This is a genomic window from Streptomyces sp. NPDC058459 (assembly GCF_042721685.1).
Classification (GTDB): domain Bacteria; phylum Actinomycetota; class Actinomycetes; order Streptomycetales; family Streptomycetaceae; genus Streptomyces.
On record NZ_JBHXLV010000012.1, the window covers coordinates 14,748 to 29,967 of the forward strand.

The window sequence follows — 15,220 nt, forward strand, 5'->3', positions numbered from 1 at the left end:
CGCCCGGCTGCCTGGACACCTGGCCGCCTGGCCGCTCACCGGTCGAAGTCCACCTCCACCTTCTCCGTCAGGGGGTGGGACTGGCAGGCCAGGACGTAACCCGCTTCGGTCTCCTCCGTCTCCAGGGCGAAGTTGCGGTCCATGCGGACCTCGCCGGAGACCAGGAAGGCGCGGCAGGTGCCGCAGACGCCGCCCTTGCAGGCGTAGGGGGCGTCGGGGCGGTTGCGCAGGACGGTGTCGAGCAGGGATTCGCCCTGCTGGACCGGCCAGCTGCCGCCGCGGCCGTCCAGGCGGGCGGTGACCGTGCTGTGCGCGGCCGCCGGGGCGGTGGTGGCCGGGGTTGTGCCGCCGTCCACGTGGAAGATCTCCTGGTGGATGCCGGACCGGTCCACGCCGAGGCCGCGCAGGGCCCGCTCGGCATCCTCCACCAGCCCGTACGGCCCGCACAGGAACCAGCCCTTCACCTGGTCCACCGGGAGCAGCGCGGGCAGCAGCCCGGTGAGCCGGTCCCGGTCCAGGCGCCCCGACGGCAGGCCCGCCTGCTGCTCCTCGCGGGAGAGCACCGTCACCAGCTGGAACCGCTCCGGGTAACGGTCCTTCAGGTCGGCCACCTCCTCCAGGAACATGGTCGACGCGGCCGTGCGGTCGGCCCGGATCAGGCAGAACCGTGCGCCCGGCTCACGGGCCAGCAGCGTGGCTGCGATCGACAGCACCGGAGTGATGCCGCTGCCGCCCACGACCGCCGCGAAGTGGCCCGGCGCCGGGTCCAGGGTGAACCGCCCGGCCGGGGTCATCACCTCCAGCTCGTCCCCGGCCGCTATCTCCTTGAACGCGTAGGTGGAGAACGCGCCCCCGTCGACCAGCCGCACCCCCACCCGCAGCGTGCTCGGGCCGTCCCCGGCGGGACCGGGGGCCGGGGAGCAGATCGAGTAGGTGCGGCGGATGTCCCCGCCGTCCACGCGGCGGCGCAGGGTGAGGTGCTGGCCCGGCTTGTGCCGGTACTCCTCGCGCAGTTCGGGCGGCACGGTGAAGGTGACGGCGACCGAGTCGTCGGTCGGCCGGTCGATCTCGGCCACCCGGAGCCGGTGGAAGCGTGCCATCACAACTCCTTGAAGTGGTCGAAGGGTTCACGGCAGGTCAGGCATCGGCGCAGCGCCTTGCAGGCGGTTGAGGAGAAGCGGCTCAGCAGCTCGGTGTCGGTGGAGTCGCAGTGCGGGCAGCGGACGGCTTCCAGCGCCGCCCCGGCCGGTGCTTCCCCGTCGTGCCCGGTGCGGGTCGGGCTCAGGGTGAGGGGGACCGGGCCGCCGGGGTGCCGGGTGCGGGGCGGGGCTATGCCGGAGTCCTGGAGCTTGCGGCGGCCGTCGGGGGTGATGTCGTCCGTGGACCAGGCCGGGGCGAGGACGGTCCGGACGGTGACCTCGTGCATACCGTGGGCGCGCAGGACCCTCTCTATGTCGGCGCTCATCGTCTCGACCGCCGGGCAGCCGGTGTAGGTGGGGGTGAGGTCCACCTCGACCGAGTCGGCACCGGTGAGGTGCACCGCGCGCAGTACGCCCAGCTCCAGCAGGGTGAGCACGGGGAGTTCGGGGTCGGGCACCGAGCCGGCCAGCTCCAGCAGCTCCGACTCCAGCGCGGTGGCGGTCACCATGACGCCCCCGGATGGCTGCGGTGCAGATGCTGCATCTCGGCGAGCATCCGCCCGAATGACTCGGTGTGCAGGCCCTGCCGGCCCGCGCCGGCCGCCCAGGCGCCCGTACGGGGGCCCTCGGGGACGGCCAGGGTGGCGCGGTCGAGCACCTCCGTCACGGACCGGAGCCAACTCGCCTCCAGAGCAGCCCAGTCGATGTCCACACCGGGAACCGGCTGGAACATCTCGCCGGTGAAGCGCCACAGCGCGTCGCGGGCCAGGCTCATCCGGTCGTGGCTGAGCACGGTGCCGTCACCGAGGCGCAGGGTCCACTGCTCGGCGTGGTCGCGGTGGTAGGCGACCTCTTTGACCGCCTTCGCGGCCAGCGGCTGGAACGGGCCTTCCTGAGAGGCGAGTTCGGTGTACAGGAGGTGCTGGTACGTGGAGAAGTAGAGCTGCCGGACGATGGTGTGGGCGAAGTCGCCGTTCGGCTGCTCCACCAACTGCAGGTTACGGAAGGCACGTTCTTCGCGGAGGTAGGCCAGCTCGTCCTCGTCGCCGGTCAGGGAGAGCAGGACGCGGGCCTGGCCGAGCAGGTCGAGCGCGATGTTGGCGAGGGCGACCTCCTCCTCCAGGACGGGGGCGTGCCCGGCCCACTCCCCGAGGCGGTGGGAGAGCACCAGGGCGTCGTCGCCGAGGGCGAGCGCGGCGGTGGCGGGGACGATGGCGGTCACAGGTGCTTCACCCCTTCCGGGATCTCGTAGAAGGTCGGGTGCCGGTAGGGCTTGTCGGCGGCCGGCTCGAAGAACGGGTCCTTCTCGTCGGGCGAGGAGGCGGTGACGGCGGTGGCCGGGACGACCCAGATGGAGACGCCCTCGCCGCGCCGGGTGTACAGGTCACGGGCATTGCGCAGGGCCAGTTCCGCGTCGGGAGCGTGCAGGCTGCCGGCGTGGGTGTGGGAGAGGCCGCGGCGGGAGCGGACGAAGACCTCCCACAGGGGCCAGTCGGTGTCGGTCATGCGCGCGTCGCTCCTGTCCGGCCGGTGCTCCCGGCGTGTCTGGCCGCGTGGGCGGCGGCCGCTTCCCTGACCCAGGCGCCCTCGTCGTGTGCGCGGCGGCGCTGGGTGATGCGCTGTTCGTTGCAGGGGCCGTTGCCGTTCAGTACTTCCTTGAACTCGGTCCAGTCGATGACGCCGAAGTCGTGGTGCCCGCGCTCCTCGTTCCACTTCAGGTCCGGGTCGGGGAGGGTGAGACCGAGGGACTCGGCCTGGGGGGCGGCGATGTCGACGAAGCGCTGGCGCAGCTCGTCGTTGGAGTGGCGCTTGATCTTCCACTCCATGGACTGGGACGAGTGCTGGGAGGCGTCGTCGGGCGGGCCGAACATCATCAGCGAGGGCCACCACCAGCGGTCGACCGCGTCCTGTGCCATCGCGTGCTGCTCGAGGGTGCCCTTGCTGAGCGCGAGGAGCAGCTCGTACCCCTGGCGCTGGTGGAAGGACTCCTCCTTGCAGATGCGGACCATCGCGCGGGCGTAGGGGCCGTAGGAACAGCGGCAGAGGGGGACCTGGTTGGTGATGGCGGCCCCGTCCACCAGCCAGCCGATGGCGCCCACGTCGGCCCAGGTCAGGGTCGGGTAGTTGAAGATCGAGGAGTACCGCTGGCGGCCTGTGTGCAGCTTGTCGAGCAGCTCCTCGCGGCTGGTGCCCAGGGTTTCGGCGGCGCTGTAGAGGTAGAGGCCGTGGCCCGCCTCGTCCTGGACCTTGGCCATCAGGATGGCCTTGCGGCGCAGGCTGGGGGCGCGGGTGATCCAGTTCGCCTCCGGCTGCATGCCGATGATCTCGGAGTGGGCGTGCTGGGCGATCTGGCGGACGAGGGTGGCCCGATAGGCGTCCGGCATCCAGTCGCGTGGCTCGATGCGCTCCTCGGCGGCCACGGCCGCGTCGAAGGCGTGCTGGTGCGCCGCCGTGTCCGCGGTGGCGCCGGGTGCGCCGCCCGCGGATGTGCGGTCCGTGCGAGGCGCGGCTGCTGTGGCCATGCGGTCCCCCTGACCTAGGACTCTGCAGGAAGCACGCCCCGACCGATCGTTCGGTTCGTGCGTGTCAATGGTGTGCCGGGGCGTCGTCGGGTGTCAACCGCTGTGGAAAACGTGGGGTTCAACCGCTGTGGAAAACACCGCCGATACCGCCGACGCCCTGCGGCACCTGTGGAAAACCTCTGCGGCCCGTCGCACGGTGCCGGGCATGTCCGGCGAGCGGGACCGGGCGGCGCGGCCGGGGACCGATGACCGAAGCCCAGGGCCCAGGGCTGCGCGGGAGGGGTGGGGCTGAGTACCGTTCCGTGCGGGTGCCAAGTGCAAGCTGAGACGCCCGAGGACCAGAGAGCGCCTGTGACGGGTGCGTCGTCGACGGAGCGGAAGCGGGGGACGGAGCGGAATGGACGCGTACGACGAGGACTCGAAGGGCCCGTACGGGCCGGACGGGTCCGCCGGGGCGCGTCGCGCGGGGGCCCACGACGGCCTCGGCGCACCGCCCGAGGACGGCGGGCCGGGCGGGGACGGCGCGACCGAACCCCCCGGCGCGACCGAACCCCCCGGCCCGGCCGAACCCCCCGGCCCGGCCGAACCCCCCGGCCCGGCCGAACCCCCCGGCCCGGCCGAACCCCCCGGCCCGGCCGAACCCCCCGGCCCGGCCGACCCGGCCGACCCCACCGACCCCGCACCGGAACCGGCGCCCCGCGCTGGACTGGCTGCCCTGTCGCCCCGCTATCGGGTCGTGGCGGGGGCCGTGCTCGCGGTCGTGGCGGCCGTCGCCGCGACGCACCTGGGGATGGTGTTCTTCAGCCTCGCCCCCTCGAACACCGTGACCAAGCGGCACGGCAAGGAGGTGGAGGCGTGGGTGTACCCGGAGTTCGAGCAGAACTGGAAGCTGTTCGCGCCGAACCCGTTGCAGCAGAACATCGCCGTACAGGTGCGGGCCCAGGTCCGGACCGGGGGCGGTGACCTGCGCACCACCGGCTGGACCGACCTGTCCGCGCAGGACGGCGCCGCCATCGACGGCAACCTGCTGCCCAGCCACACCCAGCAGAACGAGCTGCGCCGCGCCTGGGACTTCCTCGGCACCACCCACGGCACGGACAACCGGCCCGTGGGCGTGCGCGGGGCGCTCTCCGAGCAGTACATGCGCCGGATAGTGGTGCTGCGCCTACGGCGGGACGGGGCGATCGAAGGCGCCGGGACGATCCAGCGCGTACAGGTGCGCTCCCGCACCGTCAATGTGCCGCCGCCCCGGTGGAGCCGGGAGAGGGTGTCCGCCGCCCCCGCCTTCCGGGTGCTGCCCTGGTGGACGGTGACCGGTGACGAGACCGAGGCGGGTGCGCGATGAACCGGCTCTCCGAGACCTTCGCGCGCGGCGTCGAACGCGTCACCGGCTCCGCTCTCGGCCCGTACCAGACGGCCGTGATCCGTATCGGGTTCGCCGGGACGTGGCTGCTGTTCCTGCTGCGCGAGTTCCCGCACCGCCAGGAGCTGTACGGCCCGGACGGCCCCTGGAGCTGGAACCTGGCCCGTCAGCTGATCGCCGGCAACCACGCCTTCACGGCGCTGATGTGGTCCGACGGGCAGCTGTGGTTCGAGGTCTGCTACCTCCTGGCGATCCTGGCCGCCGCCGCACTGCTGGTCGGCTGGCGCACCCGGACCGCCGCCGTGCTGTTCATGGCCGGGGTGCTGTCGCTCCAGAACCGCAGCGTGTTCATGGGGGACGGCGGCGACAACGTGCTGCACCTGATGTCCCTCTACCTGGTGCTCACCCGCTGCGGCCAGGTGTGGTCCCTGGACGCGCGCCGGGTGGAGCGCGCGGAGGCGGCACGCGCGCGTGGGGAGCGCGTTCCCGCCGACCGGGTGGGTCCGGTGCTCTGGGCTCTCTCCGGTGCGGTGCTGGGCACGGCCGCGCTGACCGGCCGCCTCGGCGGCGGCTGGCTGGTGCCCGCGCTGCTCTGGACGGCGTGGGCCGGACTCGGCCTGTGGTGGGCCGTGGGCCGCTGGGAGCGGTCGCCGCAGCCCCGGATGCTGCTCGACGTGCTGGCCAATGTGCTGCACAACGCCGGTCTCGTCGTGATCATGGCGGAGGCGTGCCTGATCTACGCCACGGCCGGCTGGTACAAGATCCAGGGTTCGCGCTGGCAGGACGGCACCGCCGTCTACTACCCGCTCCACCTGGACTACTTCTCCCCCTGGCCCGCCCTCGCCGACCTGATGTCCGCCAGCGGCGTTCTCATGATGATCGTGACCTACGGGACGGTCATCGTGCAGGTCGCCTTCCCCTTCACCCTGTTCGACCGACGGGTGAAGAACGTCCTGCTGGTGCTGATGATGACCGAGCACGCGGTGATCGCCGTCGTCCTCGGACTGCCCTTCTTCTCCCTGGCGATGATCACCGCGGACGCGGTCTTCCTGCCCACCACCTTCCTGCTGCTGCTCGGCGGCTGGGCCGCACGCGCCCGTGGCCGGCTGCTGCGGCGCGGCGGTACGGGCCGGGTGCCGCCGCCCCGCGCCCCGGAGGAGGCCACCGCGGGCAACGTAGGGTTCACGGCATGACCGACCCCCTGGACCGCTGGCGCGAGCGCGCCGGGGACGCCGTGCTGCTGGACGGCTTCCACGCGCTCAAGCACGCGCTGCGTTTCGGGGCCGAGGTGCCCGTGGCGGTCACCACCGACCGCGCGGACACGCTCTCCCTCGCAGGTGAACTCGCCGGGGACGTCGTGGACATGCTGGACGCCCTGCTGACAGAGGTGCCCAAGGCGGTGTACGCCTCCCTGGTGCCACGTCCGCACCCCACCGGCGTGGCCGCGCTCGCCGTACGGCCGTCCCGCGAGGCCAATCTCAGGACGCTGGCCCACCGGCCCCGCACCGCGCCCGTGGTGGTGCTGGACGAGCCGCGCAACCTCGGCAACGCGGGCGCGGTGATCCGGCTGGCCGCTGGTTTCGGCGCCATTGGGGTCGTCACCACCGGCACCCTGGACCCCTGGCACCCCACCGTCGTGCGCGGCGGTGCGGGGCTGCACTTCGCCACCGCGGTGGAGCGCCTCGGTGCCGACGAGCTGCCCGCCGGGCCGCTGTTCGCCCTCGATCCCGAGGGCGAGGACATCCGGCGGGCCGAGCTGCCCGACGACGCCGTGCTGGCGTTCGGCTCGGAGCGCAGCGGGCTCTCGGCCCCCGTGCGCGCCCGCGCCGACCGGCTGCTGGCGCTGCCCATGCGGCCGCAGGTCTCCAGCTACAACCTGGCCACCAGTGTGGCCATGGCGCTGTACCACTGGAGCCTGCGCACCGCCTGAGCCGCGCGACTACGCCTGCCTGCGGACCTCCACCACGCGGAAGCGGTTGGCCACGTAGGCGCCGTCGGTGAGGGCCGCGTTCGCCGCCGGGTTGCCGCCGGAGCCGTGGAAGTCGGAGAAGGCGGCGGTCTGGTTGACGTACACCCCGCCGGTCAGGTTCAGGGAGAGCTGGGCGGGCTCATCGAAGCAGACCTCCTCGACGGCCCGCGCGACCTCCGGGTCGATGGTGTGGGCGCCGACCGTCATCGCGCCCTGCTCGCGGATCGTGCGCCGCAGCAGCTCCACCGCGTCGGCGACCGAGTCGACGGCCACGGCGAAGGACACCGGGCCGAAGCACTCGCTGAGGTAGGCGGCCTCGGCGTCCGGCTTGCTGCCGTCCAGCTTCACGATGACGGGGGTGCGCACGACCGCGTCCGGGAAGTCCGGGTTGGTGATCTCGCGTGAGGCCAGGGCGACTTCGCCGAGGTCGGCGGCTGCCTCCAGCCGGGCCTTCACGTCCGGGTTGACGATGGCGCCCAGCAGGGCGTTCGCGCGGGCGTCGTCCCCCAGGAGGCCGTCGACGGCGCGGGCCAGGTCGGTGGTCACCTCGTCGAAGGACTTGTGGCCCTCGTTCGTGCTGATGCCCTCGCGCGGGATCAGCAGGTTCTGCGGGGTCGTGCACATCTGGCCGCTGTACAGGGACAGCGAGAAGGCGAGGTTGGACAACATGCCCTGGTAGTCGTCGGTGGACTCCACGATCACCGTGTTGACGCCGGCCTTCTCGGTGTAGACCTGCGCCTGGCGCGCGTTGGCCTCCAGCCAGTCACCGAACTCCGTGGAGCCGGTGTAGTCGATGATCCGGATCTCGGGGCGGGTGGCGAGCGTCTTGGCGATGCCCTCGCCGGGCCGCTCGGCGGCCAGCGCGACCAGATTCGGGTCGAACCCGGCCTCGGCCAGCACCTCGCGGGCCACCTGGACGGTGAGCGCGAGCGGCAGCACCGCGCGCGGGTGCGGCTTGACCAGGACGGCGTTGCCGGTCGCCAGGGAGGCGAACAGACCCGGATAGCCGTTCCAGGTCGGGAAGGTGTTGCAGCCGATCATCAGGGCGATGCCGCGCGGGACCGGGGTGAAGCTCTTGGTCAGCGTCAGCGGGTCGCGCTTGCCCTGCGGCTTGCTCCACTCCGCCGCTTCGGGGGTGCGGGTCTGCTCCGCGTACGCGTATGCCACCGCCTCCAGGCCGCGGTCCTGGGCGTGCGGGCCGCCGGCCTGGAACGCCATCATGAACGCCTGGCCGCTGGTGTGCATGACCGCGTGCGCGAACTCGTGCGTCCGGTCGCTGATCCGTTTCAGGATCTCCAGACAGACCGCCGCGCGGGTCTCCGCGCCCGCGTCGCGCCAGGCGGCCTGCCCGGCGCGCATGGCGGGGAGCAGCACGTCGAGGTCCGCGTGCGGGTAGCTCACGCCCAGCTCGATGCCGTACGGCGAGATCTCGCCGCCCACCCAGTCGTCCGTGCCGGGCTGGTCCAGGTCGAGGCGGGTGCCGAGGAGGGCGTCGAAGGCGTCCTTGCCCGCGCCCGCGTCCAGGCTGCCGTGCTCGCCGTACGCCTTGGGGTGCTCGGGGTGCGGGGACCAGTACGCGCGGGTGCGGATCGTCTCAAGGGCCTGATCGAGTGTCGGCCGGTGCTTGGCGATCAGCTCGTGTGCGGTCGGTCGGGCGGTCATCCGGGACCAACTCCTCGTCTGCGTGAACTCGTCATCGAGCTCGTGACCTGGGCGTTTGGAGAGACGGCAGGGTGGCGGCGGGCGTGGTTCGCGGTGCCTTCCGCCGCACGGTGGTGGGCTGCGGGCGGTCAGGGCTAGAGTAACCGAACGATCGGTCGGGACAAGGGGGTCCGCCGCATCTGTGGACAACGTCGTGCGGGAGGATCGCGCACATGACAGCTATCGACCTCAGCGGTCCCGTGGCCGTGGTCGGCACCGGAACCATGGGCCAGGGCATCGCCCAGGTCGCGCTGACCGCCGGCCACCCCGTCCTGCTCCATGACACGGTGCCCGGCCGGGCACGGGAGGCCGCCGGTGCCATCGGCGCCCGCCTCGACCGGCTCGTGGCCAAGGGCCGGCTCGGCGCGGACGAACGGGACGCGGCGCGCGCCCGGCTCACGCCCGTCGGGCACCTCGGCGAACTGGCCGGCTGCGCGCTGGTCGTGGAAGCCGTGCTGGAGCGGCTGGACGTCAAGCAGGAGCTGTTCCGGGAGCTGGAGGGGGTCGTCTCAGAGGACTGCCTGCTCGCCACCAACACCTCCTCGCTGTCGGTGACCGCCGTCGGCGGCGCGCTCGCCTCTCCCGGCCGCTTTCTGGGCCTGCACTTCTTCAACCCGGCTCCGCTGCTGCCCCTGGTGGAGGTCGTCTCCGGCCACGCCACCGACGTCACGTCCGTCACGCGCGCGTACGAGACGGTCCGCGCCTGGGGGAAGACCCCGGTGGCCTGCGCGGACACCCCCGGCTTCATCGTGAACCGCATCGCCCGGCCCTTCTACGCCGAGGCGTTCGCCGTGCTGGAGGCCCAGGGCGCCGACCCGGCCACCATCGACGCGGTGCTGCGTGAGAGCGGCGGTTTCCGGATGGGCGCCTTCGAGCTGACCGACCTCATCGGGCAGGACGTCAACGAATCCGTCACCCACTCGGTGTGGAACTCCTTCTTCCAGGACGTCCGCTTCACGCCCTCGCTCGCCCAGCGCCGCCTGGTGGAGTCCGGCCGGCTCGGCCGCAAGAGCGGCCAGGGCTGGTTCGACTACGCGGAGGACGCCGAGCGCCCCGAGCCGCACACCGCCGAGAAGGAGCAGCCGCCCGCGTACGTCACCGTCGAGGGCGACCTCGGGCCGGCCGCCGGACTGCTTCCGCTGATCCACGCGGCGGGCATCACCGTCCACGAGGAGGACGAGGACCAGGGCAGCCGGCTGGCCCTGCCGAGCGGCGGCCAGCTGGTCCTCGCGGACGGCCAGACCGCCGTGGAGTTCCGGGACGTCGTCTACTTCGACCTCGCCCTCGACTACCGCGCCGCCACCCGGATCGCGCTCTCCGCCTCCCAGGACACCACCGCGCGCACCCTCGCCGAGGCGATCGGCCTCTTCCAGGCGCTCGGCAAGGACGTCAGCGTCATCGGTGACGTGCCCGGCATGATCGTCGCCCGGACGGTGGCCCGGATCGTCGATCTCGCGCACGACGCCGTCGCCAAGGGCGTGGCCACCGAGGAGGACATCGACACCGCGATGCGCCTGGGCGTCAACTACCCCCTCGGGCCCTTCGAGTGGAGCCGCGGGCTGGGCCGGAGCTGGGCGTACGAGCTGCTGGACGACTTGCATCTGCGCGACCCCTCCGGCCGGTACGCGCCGTCCCTCGCGCTCTACCGCCACGCGTACGCCACCGACAAGCGGGAGGGCACCTCATGACCACCGCGAAGCGCGACACGTACACCCCCGAGAGCTTGCTCTCGGTCGCCGTGGGGGTGTTCAACGAGCGCGGCTACGACGGCACCTCCATGGAGCACCTCTCCAGAGCCGCGGGCATCTCGAAGTCCTCGATCTACCACCATGTCAGCGGCAAGGAAGAGCTGCTGCGCCGGGCCGTCAGCCGGGCGCTGGACGGGCTGTTCGCCATCCTCGACGAGGAGCACGCGCGCGTGGGGCGCCCGGTGGAGCGGCTGGAGCACGTCGTACGGCGCATGGTCGAGGTGCTCATATCCGAGCTGCCCTATGTGACGCTGCTGCTGCGCGTGCGGGGCAACACCGAGGCGGAGCGGTGGGCGCTGGAGCGGCGCCGGGACTTCGACCACCGGGTGGCCGGGCTGCTGCGGGCGGCCGCCGAGGACGGGGACGTGCGCGGGGACGTCGAGGTACGGCTGGCGACCCGGCTGGTCTTCGGGATGATCAACTCCATCGTGGAGTGGTACCGGCCGGAGCCGGGCGGAGCCGGGGGGCGCGAGGTGGCCGACGCGGTGGTGCGGCTGGTCTTCGCCGGACTGCGCGAGGAATGAGCCCGAGTGCCCGGGATCACGCGTCCGGCTCCAGATCCTCCTCCTCGAACACCAGCAGCGTGCGGGTACCGAGCACCTCGGGGATCGACTGGAGCCGGGTGAGCACCAGCTCGCGCAGCGCCCGGTTGTCCGGCGTGTGCACCAGCAGCAGTACGTCGAAGTCGCCGCCGACCAGCGCCATGTGGGATGCGCCGGGCAGGCGGCGCAGCTGTTCGCGGACCGTGCGCCAGGTGTTCTGGACGATGTTCAGCGTGATGTACGCCGAGGTGCCGTGCCCGGCCCGCTCGTGGTCGACGCGGGCGCCGAAACCCCGGATCACCCCGTCCTCGACCAGCCGGTTGATGCGGGCGTAGGCGTTGGCGCGGGAGACGTGGACGCGTTCGGCGACCGAGCGTATGGAGGCGCGGCCGTCCGCCTGGAGGATCTTCAGGATGTCCTGGTCTATGGCGTCCAGCGGGCGGGGCCGGGGCAGTGCGCCATCCGGCTCCGGTGCCTGGGCCATTTGTTCAGGTGTCATGTCCCCCCGCTTCCTCGCCGTGGACGTCCTGCGTTCATTCCAGGCTGTGGAAAACCGTTTGTCCACAGCCTGAGGGGGCCAGTAGCCAAAATGCGTCGGCGACCGAACAATCGGTAGGTGAGGCGGGTCACAGCCGACCCGCCTCTCGTAGCCGCTCCCACGAGGAGGTGCCGTCATGACGGTCATGGAGCAGCGGGGTGCCTACCGGCCATCGCCGCCGCCCGCCTGGCAGCCCCGCACGGACCCCGCGCCGCTGCTGCCCGACGCCGAGCCCTATCGCGTCCTCGGCACCGACACGGCCGCCGAGGCCGACCCGGACCTGCTGCGCCGGCTCTACGCCCAACTGGTCCGGGGCCGCCGCTACAACACGCAGGCCACCGCGCTCACCAAGCAGGGCCGGCTCGCCGTGTACCCCTCCAGCACCGGCCAGGAGGCGTGCGAGGTCGCCGCCGCCCTGGCCCTGGAGGAGCGTGACTGGCTCTTCCCCAGCTACCGCGACACCCTCGCCGTCGTCACCCGCGGCGTAGACCCGGTGGAGACCCTCACCCTGCTGCGCGGCGACTGGCACCACGGCTACGACCCGCACACCCACCGCGTCGCCCCGCTCAGCACCCCGCTCGCCACCCAGTTGCCGCACGCCGTGGGCCTCGCGCACGCCGCGCGGCTCAAGGGGGACGACGTGGTCGCGCTCGCCATGGTCGGCGACGGCGGCACCAGCGAGGGCGACTTCCACGAGGCGCTGAACTTCGCCGCCGTCTGGCAGGCCCCGGTGGTCTTCCTCGTGCAGAACAACGGCTTCGCCATCTCCGTCCCGCTCGCCAAGCAGACCGCCGCGCCCTCCCTCGCCCACAAAGCGGTCGGGTACGGCATGCCGGGCCGCCTGGTCGACGGCAACGACGCGGTCGCGGTGCACGAGGTGCTCGGCGACGCGGTACGGCACGCCCGCGCGGGCGGGGGCCCGACCCTGGTCGAGGCGGTGACCTACCGTGTGGAGGCCCATACCAACGCCGACGACGCGACCCGCTACCGCGAGGACGACGAGGTCGAGACCTGGCGGCGGCACGACCCCGTCCAGCTCCTGGAGCGCGAGCTGACCGCGCGCGGACTGCTCGACGAGGCCTCCATCGAAGCGGTTCGGCAGGACGCCGAGGCGATGGCCGCCGACCTGCGGGAACGCATGAACCGGGACCCCCGGCTCGACCCGATGGACCTCTTCGACCACGTGTACGCCGAGCCCACTCCGCAGTTGCGTGAACAGCGCGCGCTGCTCCGGACCGAGCTGGCCGCCGAGCAGGACGAGCAGGAAGGCGACCCGCGATGACCACCGTCGCCGTCAAGCCCGCCACCATGGCGCAGGCCCTCACCCGCGCGATGCGCGACGCGATGGCCGCCGACCCGTCCGTCCATGTCATGGGCGAGGACGTCGGTGCCCTCGGCGGTGTCTTCCGGGTCACCGACGGGCTCGCCGCCGAGTTCGGCGAGGACCGCTGCACGGACACCCCGCTGGCCGAGGCGGGCATCCTCGGCGCCGCCGTGGGCATGGCGATGTACGGCCTCAGGCCCGTGGTGGAGATGCAGTTCGACGCGTTCGCCTACCCGGCGTTCGAGCAGCTCATCAGCCATGTCTCCCGGATGCGCAACCGCACCCGGGGCCGCATGCCCCTGCCGGTCACGGTGCGCGTCCCCTACGGCGGCGGCATCGGCGGCGTCGAGCACCACAGCGACTCCTCCGAGGCGTACTACATGGCCACCCCCGGCCTGCATGTCGTCACCCCGGCCACCGTCGCCGACGCCTACGGGCTGCTGCGGCAGGCCATCGCCTCCGACGACCCCGTGGTGTTCCTGGAGCCCAAGCGGCTCTACTGGTCCAAGGACTCCTGGAACGCCGACCACCCCACCGAGGTCGAGCCCATCGGGCGCGCGGTGATCCGCCGCCCCGGCACCAGCGCCACCCTGATCACCTACGGGCCGTCCCTGCCGGTGTGCATGGAGGCCGCCGAGGCCGCCCGCGCGGAGGGCTGGGACCTGGAGGTCGTCGACCTGCGCTCGCTGGTGCCCTTCGACGATGAGACGGTCTGCGCCTCCGTCCGGCGCACCGGACGCGCGGTCGTCGTGCACGAGTCCACCGGGTTCGGCGGGCCGGGCGGCGAGATCGCGGCCCGGATCACCGAGCGCTGCTTCCACCGGCTGGAGGCGCCGGTGCTGCGCGTGGCCGGGTTCGACCTGCCCTACCCGCCGCCGATGCTGGAGCGGCACCACCTGCCCGGCGTGGACCGCGTGCTGGACGCGGTGGCCCGTCTGCAGTGGGAGGCGGACAACTGATGGCACAGGTACTGGAGTTCAAGCTGCCCGACCTCGGCGAGGGGCTCACCGAGGCGGAGATCGTGCGCTGGCTGGTGGCCGTCGGTGACGTGGTGGCCGTCGACCAGCCGGTCGTGGAGGTCGAGACGGCCAAGGCGATGGTGGAGGTGCCCTGCCCCTACGGCGGCGTGGTCACCGCCCGCTATGGAGAGGAGGGCACCGAACTGCCCGTGGGCGCACCGCTGATCACCGTCGCGGTCGGCTCCCCGGACCATACAGGCCCGGACCATACAGGCCCGGCCCGCACCGGCCCGGACGACACCGGCCCCGCCCTCGCCGCCCAGGCCGAGGGCTCCGGAAACGTCCTGGTCGGCTACGGCACCCAGGCCCCCGCCCGCCGCCGGCGCCGGGTGCGCGCGCAGGTCACCGCGGCCAACGGCACCGCACCTGCCGCTCCCCCGCCCGCAGTCGTGCCCACACCCGAGCCGGAGACCGCGCCCGCGCCCCGGGGCCCCGTCCCCGTCATCTCCCCCCTGGTCCGCAAGCTCGCCCGCGACAATGGCGTGGACCTGCGCACCCTGCGGGGCAGCGGCCCGGACGGCCTCGTCCTGCGCGTGGACGTCGAGGCGGCCCTGCGCGCCGAAGCCGCAGCGCCCGCAGCGACCCCCGCCCCGGCCGACCGCCCCGAAGGCGCCCGCATCCCCCTCAAGGGCGTGCGCGGGGCCGTCGCCGAGAAGCTGAGCCGCAGCCGCCGGGAGATCCCGGACGCCACCTGCTGGGTCGACACCGACGCGACCGAACTCCTGCGCGCGCGGGCCGCGATGAACGCCGCCGGCGGCCCGAAGATCTCCCTGGTCGCGCTGCTCGCCCGCATCTGCGCCGCAGCGCTCGCCCGGTTCCCGGAGCTGAACTCCTACGTCGACACCGAGGCCCGCGAGATCGTCCAACTCCCCGCCGTGCACCTGGGATTCGCCGCGCAGACGGAACGCGGGCTGGTGGTGCCGGTCGTGCGGGACGCCCACACGCGGGACGCCGAGTCGCTGACCGCCGAGTTCGCCCGGCTCACCGAAGCCGCCCGCGCCGGACGGCTGACACCGGGTGAACTCACCGGTGGCACGTTCACGCTGAACAACTACGGCGTCTTCGGGGTCGACGGCTCCACCCCGATCGTCAACCACCCCGAGGCGGCCATGCTCGGCGTCGGCCGCATAGTCCCCAAACCCTGGGTGCACGAGGGCGAGCTGGCCGTGCGCCAGGTCGTGCAGCTCTCGCTCACCTTCGACCACCGGGTCTGCGACGGCGGCACGGCGGGCGGCTTCCTCCGGTACGTGGCGGACTGCGTCGAACAGCCGGCCGTGCTGCTGCGCACGCTGTGATCCCGGTTCCGGGCCGCTCCCCAGGCGGCCCGGAGCACGGGCGTCGTCCGCCCCGGCGGG

At 72.9% G+C, this 15,220-nt stretch carries 15 protein-coding genes; 8 read left to right on the plus strand and 7 right to left on the minus strand.

Annotation, left to right across the window (positions count from 1 at the left end):
* Window positions 1-35: 35 nt before the first annotated feature.
* Genes paaE through paaA form a run of 5 tightly spaced genes read right to left on the minus strand, consistent with a single transcriptional unit; the run spans window position 36 to window position 3,661 of the window.
* Window positions 36-1,100 carry a 1,2-phenylacetyl-CoA epoxidase subunit PaaE gene (paaE, locus tag ACFWN1_RS04485; protein WP_384358087.1) on the minus strand — a complete coding sequence of 355 codons (1,065 nt, stop codon included), beginning with the start codon at window positions 1,098-1,100 and terminating at the stop codon, window positions 36-38.
* On the minus strand, window positions 1,100-1,648 hold the full coding sequence (paaD, locus tag ACFWN1_RS04490; protein WP_384358089.1) for a 1,2-phenylacetyl-CoA epoxidase subunit PaaD: 549 nt from the start codon (window positions 1,646-1,648) through the stop codon (window positions 1,100-1,102). Before paaD ends, paaE begins: the two co-directional genes overlap by 1 nt.
* Window positions 1,642-2,361, minus strand: a complete 720-nt coding sequence (gene paaC, locus ACFWN1_RS04495) for a 1,2-phenylacetyl-CoA epoxidase subunit PaaC (RefSeq protein ID WP_384358091.1) — start codon at window positions 2,359-2,361, stop codon at window positions 1,642-1,644. The genes paaD and paaC overlap by 7 nt, the downstream gene beginning before the upstream one ends.
* Complete coding sequence (gene paaB / locus ACFWN1_RS04500) at window positions 2,358-2,645, minus strand: 1,2-phenylacetyl-CoA epoxidase subunit PaaB (RefSeq protein ID WP_384358093.1); 288 nt, start codon at window positions 2,643-2,645, stop codon at window positions 2,358-2,360. The genes paaC and paaB overlap by 4 nt, the downstream gene beginning before the upstream one ends.
* The gene (gene paaA, locus ACFWN1_RS04505) at window positions 2,642-3,661 is read right to left on the minus strand and encodes a 1,2-phenylacetyl-CoA epoxidase subunit PaaA (RefSeq protein ID WP_384358095.1); all 1,020 of its coding nucleotides are present in this window, start codon (window positions 3,659-3,661) and stop codon (window positions 2,642-2,644) included. The genes paaB and paaA overlap by 4 nt, the downstream gene beginning before the upstream one ends.
* Window positions 3,662-4,058: 397 nt before the next feature.
* On the opposite strand from paaA, the gene ACFWN1_RS04510 reads away from it, so the two are divergent.
* From ACFWN1_RS04510 to ACFWN1_RS04520, 3 genes are read left to right on the plus strand one after another with little or no spacing between them, the layout of a single operon-like run.
* Complete coding sequence (locus ACFWN1_RS04510; protein ID WP_384358097.1) at window positions 4,059-5,006, plus strand: DUF5819 family protein; 948 nt, start codon at window positions 4,059-4,061, stop codon at window positions 5,004-5,006.
* Window positions 5,003-6,217: an HTTM domain-containing protein gene (locus ACFWN1_RS04515; protein ID WP_384358099.1), complete on the plus strand. Its 1,215-nt coding sequence runs from the start codon at window positions 5,003-5,005 to the stop codon at window positions 6,215-6,217. Before ACFWN1_RS04510 ends, ACFWN1_RS04515 begins: the two co-directional genes overlap by 4 nt.
* Complete coding sequence (locus ACFWN1_RS04520) at window positions 6,214-6,954, plus strand: TrmH family RNA methyltransferase (RefSeq protein WP_384358101.1); 741 nt, start codon at window positions 6,214-6,216, stop codon at window positions 6,952-6,954. The genes ACFWN1_RS04515 and ACFWN1_RS04520 overlap by 4 nt, the downstream gene beginning before the upstream one ends.
* A gap of 9 nt (window positions 6,955-6,963) precedes the next feature.
* On the opposite strand, the gene paaN is transcribed toward ACFWN1_RS04520, so the two are convergent.
* The gene (gene paaN / locus ACFWN1_RS04525) at window positions 6,964-8,655 is read right to left on the minus strand and encodes a phenylacetic acid degradation protein PaaN (RefSeq protein WP_384358103.1); all 1,692 of its coding nucleotides are present in this window, start codon (window positions 8,653-8,655) and stop codon (window positions 6,964-6,966) included.
* A 212-nt stretch (window positions 8,656-8,867) separates the two neighbouring features.
* Between paaN and ACFWN1_RS04530 the strand changes: the two genes are divergently transcribed.
* Window positions 8,868-10,382, plus strand: a complete 1,515-nt coding sequence (locus tag ACFWN1_RS04530; RefSeq protein WP_384358105.1) for a 3-hydroxyacyl-CoA dehydrogenase — start codon at window positions 8,868-8,870, stop codon at window positions 10,380-10,382.
* Complete coding sequence (locus tag ACFWN1_RS04535; protein WP_384358107.1) at window positions 10,379-10,966, plus strand: TetR/AcrR family transcriptional regulator; 588 nt, start codon at window positions 10,379-10,381, stop codon at window positions 10,964-10,966. The genes ACFWN1_RS04530 and ACFWN1_RS04535 overlap by 4 nt, the downstream gene beginning before the upstream one ends.
* A 16-nt stretch (window positions 10,967-10,982) precedes the next feature.
* Here the strand turns inward: ACFWN1_RS04535 and ACFWN1_RS04540 are convergent, their stop codons facing one another.
* Complete coding sequence (locus ACFWN1_RS04540; protein ID WP_384358109.1) at window positions 10,983-11,483, minus strand: Lrp/AsnC family transcriptional regulator; 501 nt, start codon at window positions 11,481-11,483, stop codon at window positions 10,983-10,985.
* Window positions 11,484-11,658: 175 nt separating this feature from the next.
* On the opposite strand from ACFWN1_RS04540, the gene pdhA reads away from it, so the two are divergent.
* From pdhA to ACFWN1_RS04555, 3 genes are read left to right on the plus strand one after another with little or no spacing between them, the layout of a single operon-like run.
* Entirely contained in the window at window positions 11,659-12,804 is a 1,146-nt protein-coding gene (pdhA, locus tag ACFWN1_RS04545; protein WP_384358111.1) for a pyruvate dehydrogenase (acetyl-transferring) E1 component subunit alpha, read from the plus strand.
* Complete coding sequence (locus ACFWN1_RS04550) at window positions 12,801-13,805, plus strand: alpha-ketoacid dehydrogenase subunit beta (protein WP_384358113.1); 1,005 nt, start codon at window positions 12,801-12,803, stop codon at window positions 13,803-13,805. Before pdhA ends, ACFWN1_RS04550 begins: the two co-directional genes overlap by 4 nt.
* Entirely contained in the window at window positions 13,805-15,160 is a 1,356-nt protein-coding gene (locus ACFWN1_RS04555; RefSeq protein ID WP_384358115.1) for a dihydrolipoamide acetyltransferase family protein, read from the plus strand. The genes ACFWN1_RS04550 and ACFWN1_RS04555 overlap by 1 nt, the downstream gene beginning before the upstream one ends.
* The last annotated feature ends 60 nt before the right edge of the window (window positions 15,161-15,220 follow it).

Coding starts and splice junctions, on each gene's coding strand:
- ACFWN1_RS04555 (WP_384358115.1), top strand. CDS start 13,805: ATGGCACAGGTACTGGAGTTCAAGCTGCCCGACCTCGGCGAGGGGCTC.
- paaE (WP_384358087.1), bottom strand. CDS start 1,100: ATGGCACGCTTCCACCGGCTCCGGGTGGCCGAGATCGACCGGCCGACC.
- ACFWN1_RS04515 (WP_384358099.1), top strand. CDS start 5,003: ATGAACCGGCTCTCCGAGACCTTCGCGCGCGGCGTCGAACGCGTCACC.
- ACFWN1_RS04510 (WP_384358097.1), top strand. CDS start 4,059: ATGGACGCGTACGACGAGGACTCGAAGGGCCCGTACGGGCCGGACGGG.
- paaB (WP_384358093.1), bottom strand. CDS start 2,645: ATGACCGACACCGACTGGCCCCTGTGGGAGGTCTTCGTCCGCTCCCGC.
- pdhA (WP_384358111.1), top strand. CDS start 11,659: ATGACGGTCATGGAGCAGCGGGGTGCCTACCGGCCATCGCCGCCGCCC.
- paaA (WP_384358095.1), bottom strand. CDS start 3,661: ATGGCCACAGCAGCCGCGCCTCGCACGGACCGCACATCCGCGGGCGGC.
- ACFWN1_RS04535 (WP_384358107.1), top strand. CDS start 10,379: ATGACCACCGCGAAGCGCGACACGTACACCCCCGAGAGCTTGCTCTCG.
- ACFWN1_RS04530 (WP_384358105.1), top strand. CDS start 8,868: ATGACAGCTATCGACCTCAGCGGTCCCGTGGCCGTGGTCGGCACCGGA.
- paaN (WP_384358103.1), bottom strand. CDS start 8,655: ATGACCGCCCGACCGACCGCACACGAGCTGATCGCCAAGCACCGGCCG.
- ACFWN1_RS04520 (WP_384358101.1), top strand. CDS start 6,214: ATGACCGACCCCCTGGACCGCTGGCGCGAGCGCGCCGGGGACGCCGTG.
- ACFWN1_RS04550 (WP_384358113.1), top strand. CDS start 12,801: ATGACCACCGTCGCCGTCAAGCCCGCCACCATGGCGCAGGCCCTCACC.
- paaD (WP_384358089.1), bottom strand. CDS start 1,648: ATGGTGACCGCCACCGCGCTGGAGTCGGAGCTGCTGGAGCTGGCCGGC.
- ACFWN1_RS04540 (WP_384358109.1), bottom strand. CDS start 11,483: ATGACACCTGAACAAATGGCCCAGGCACCGGAGCCGGATGGCGCACTG.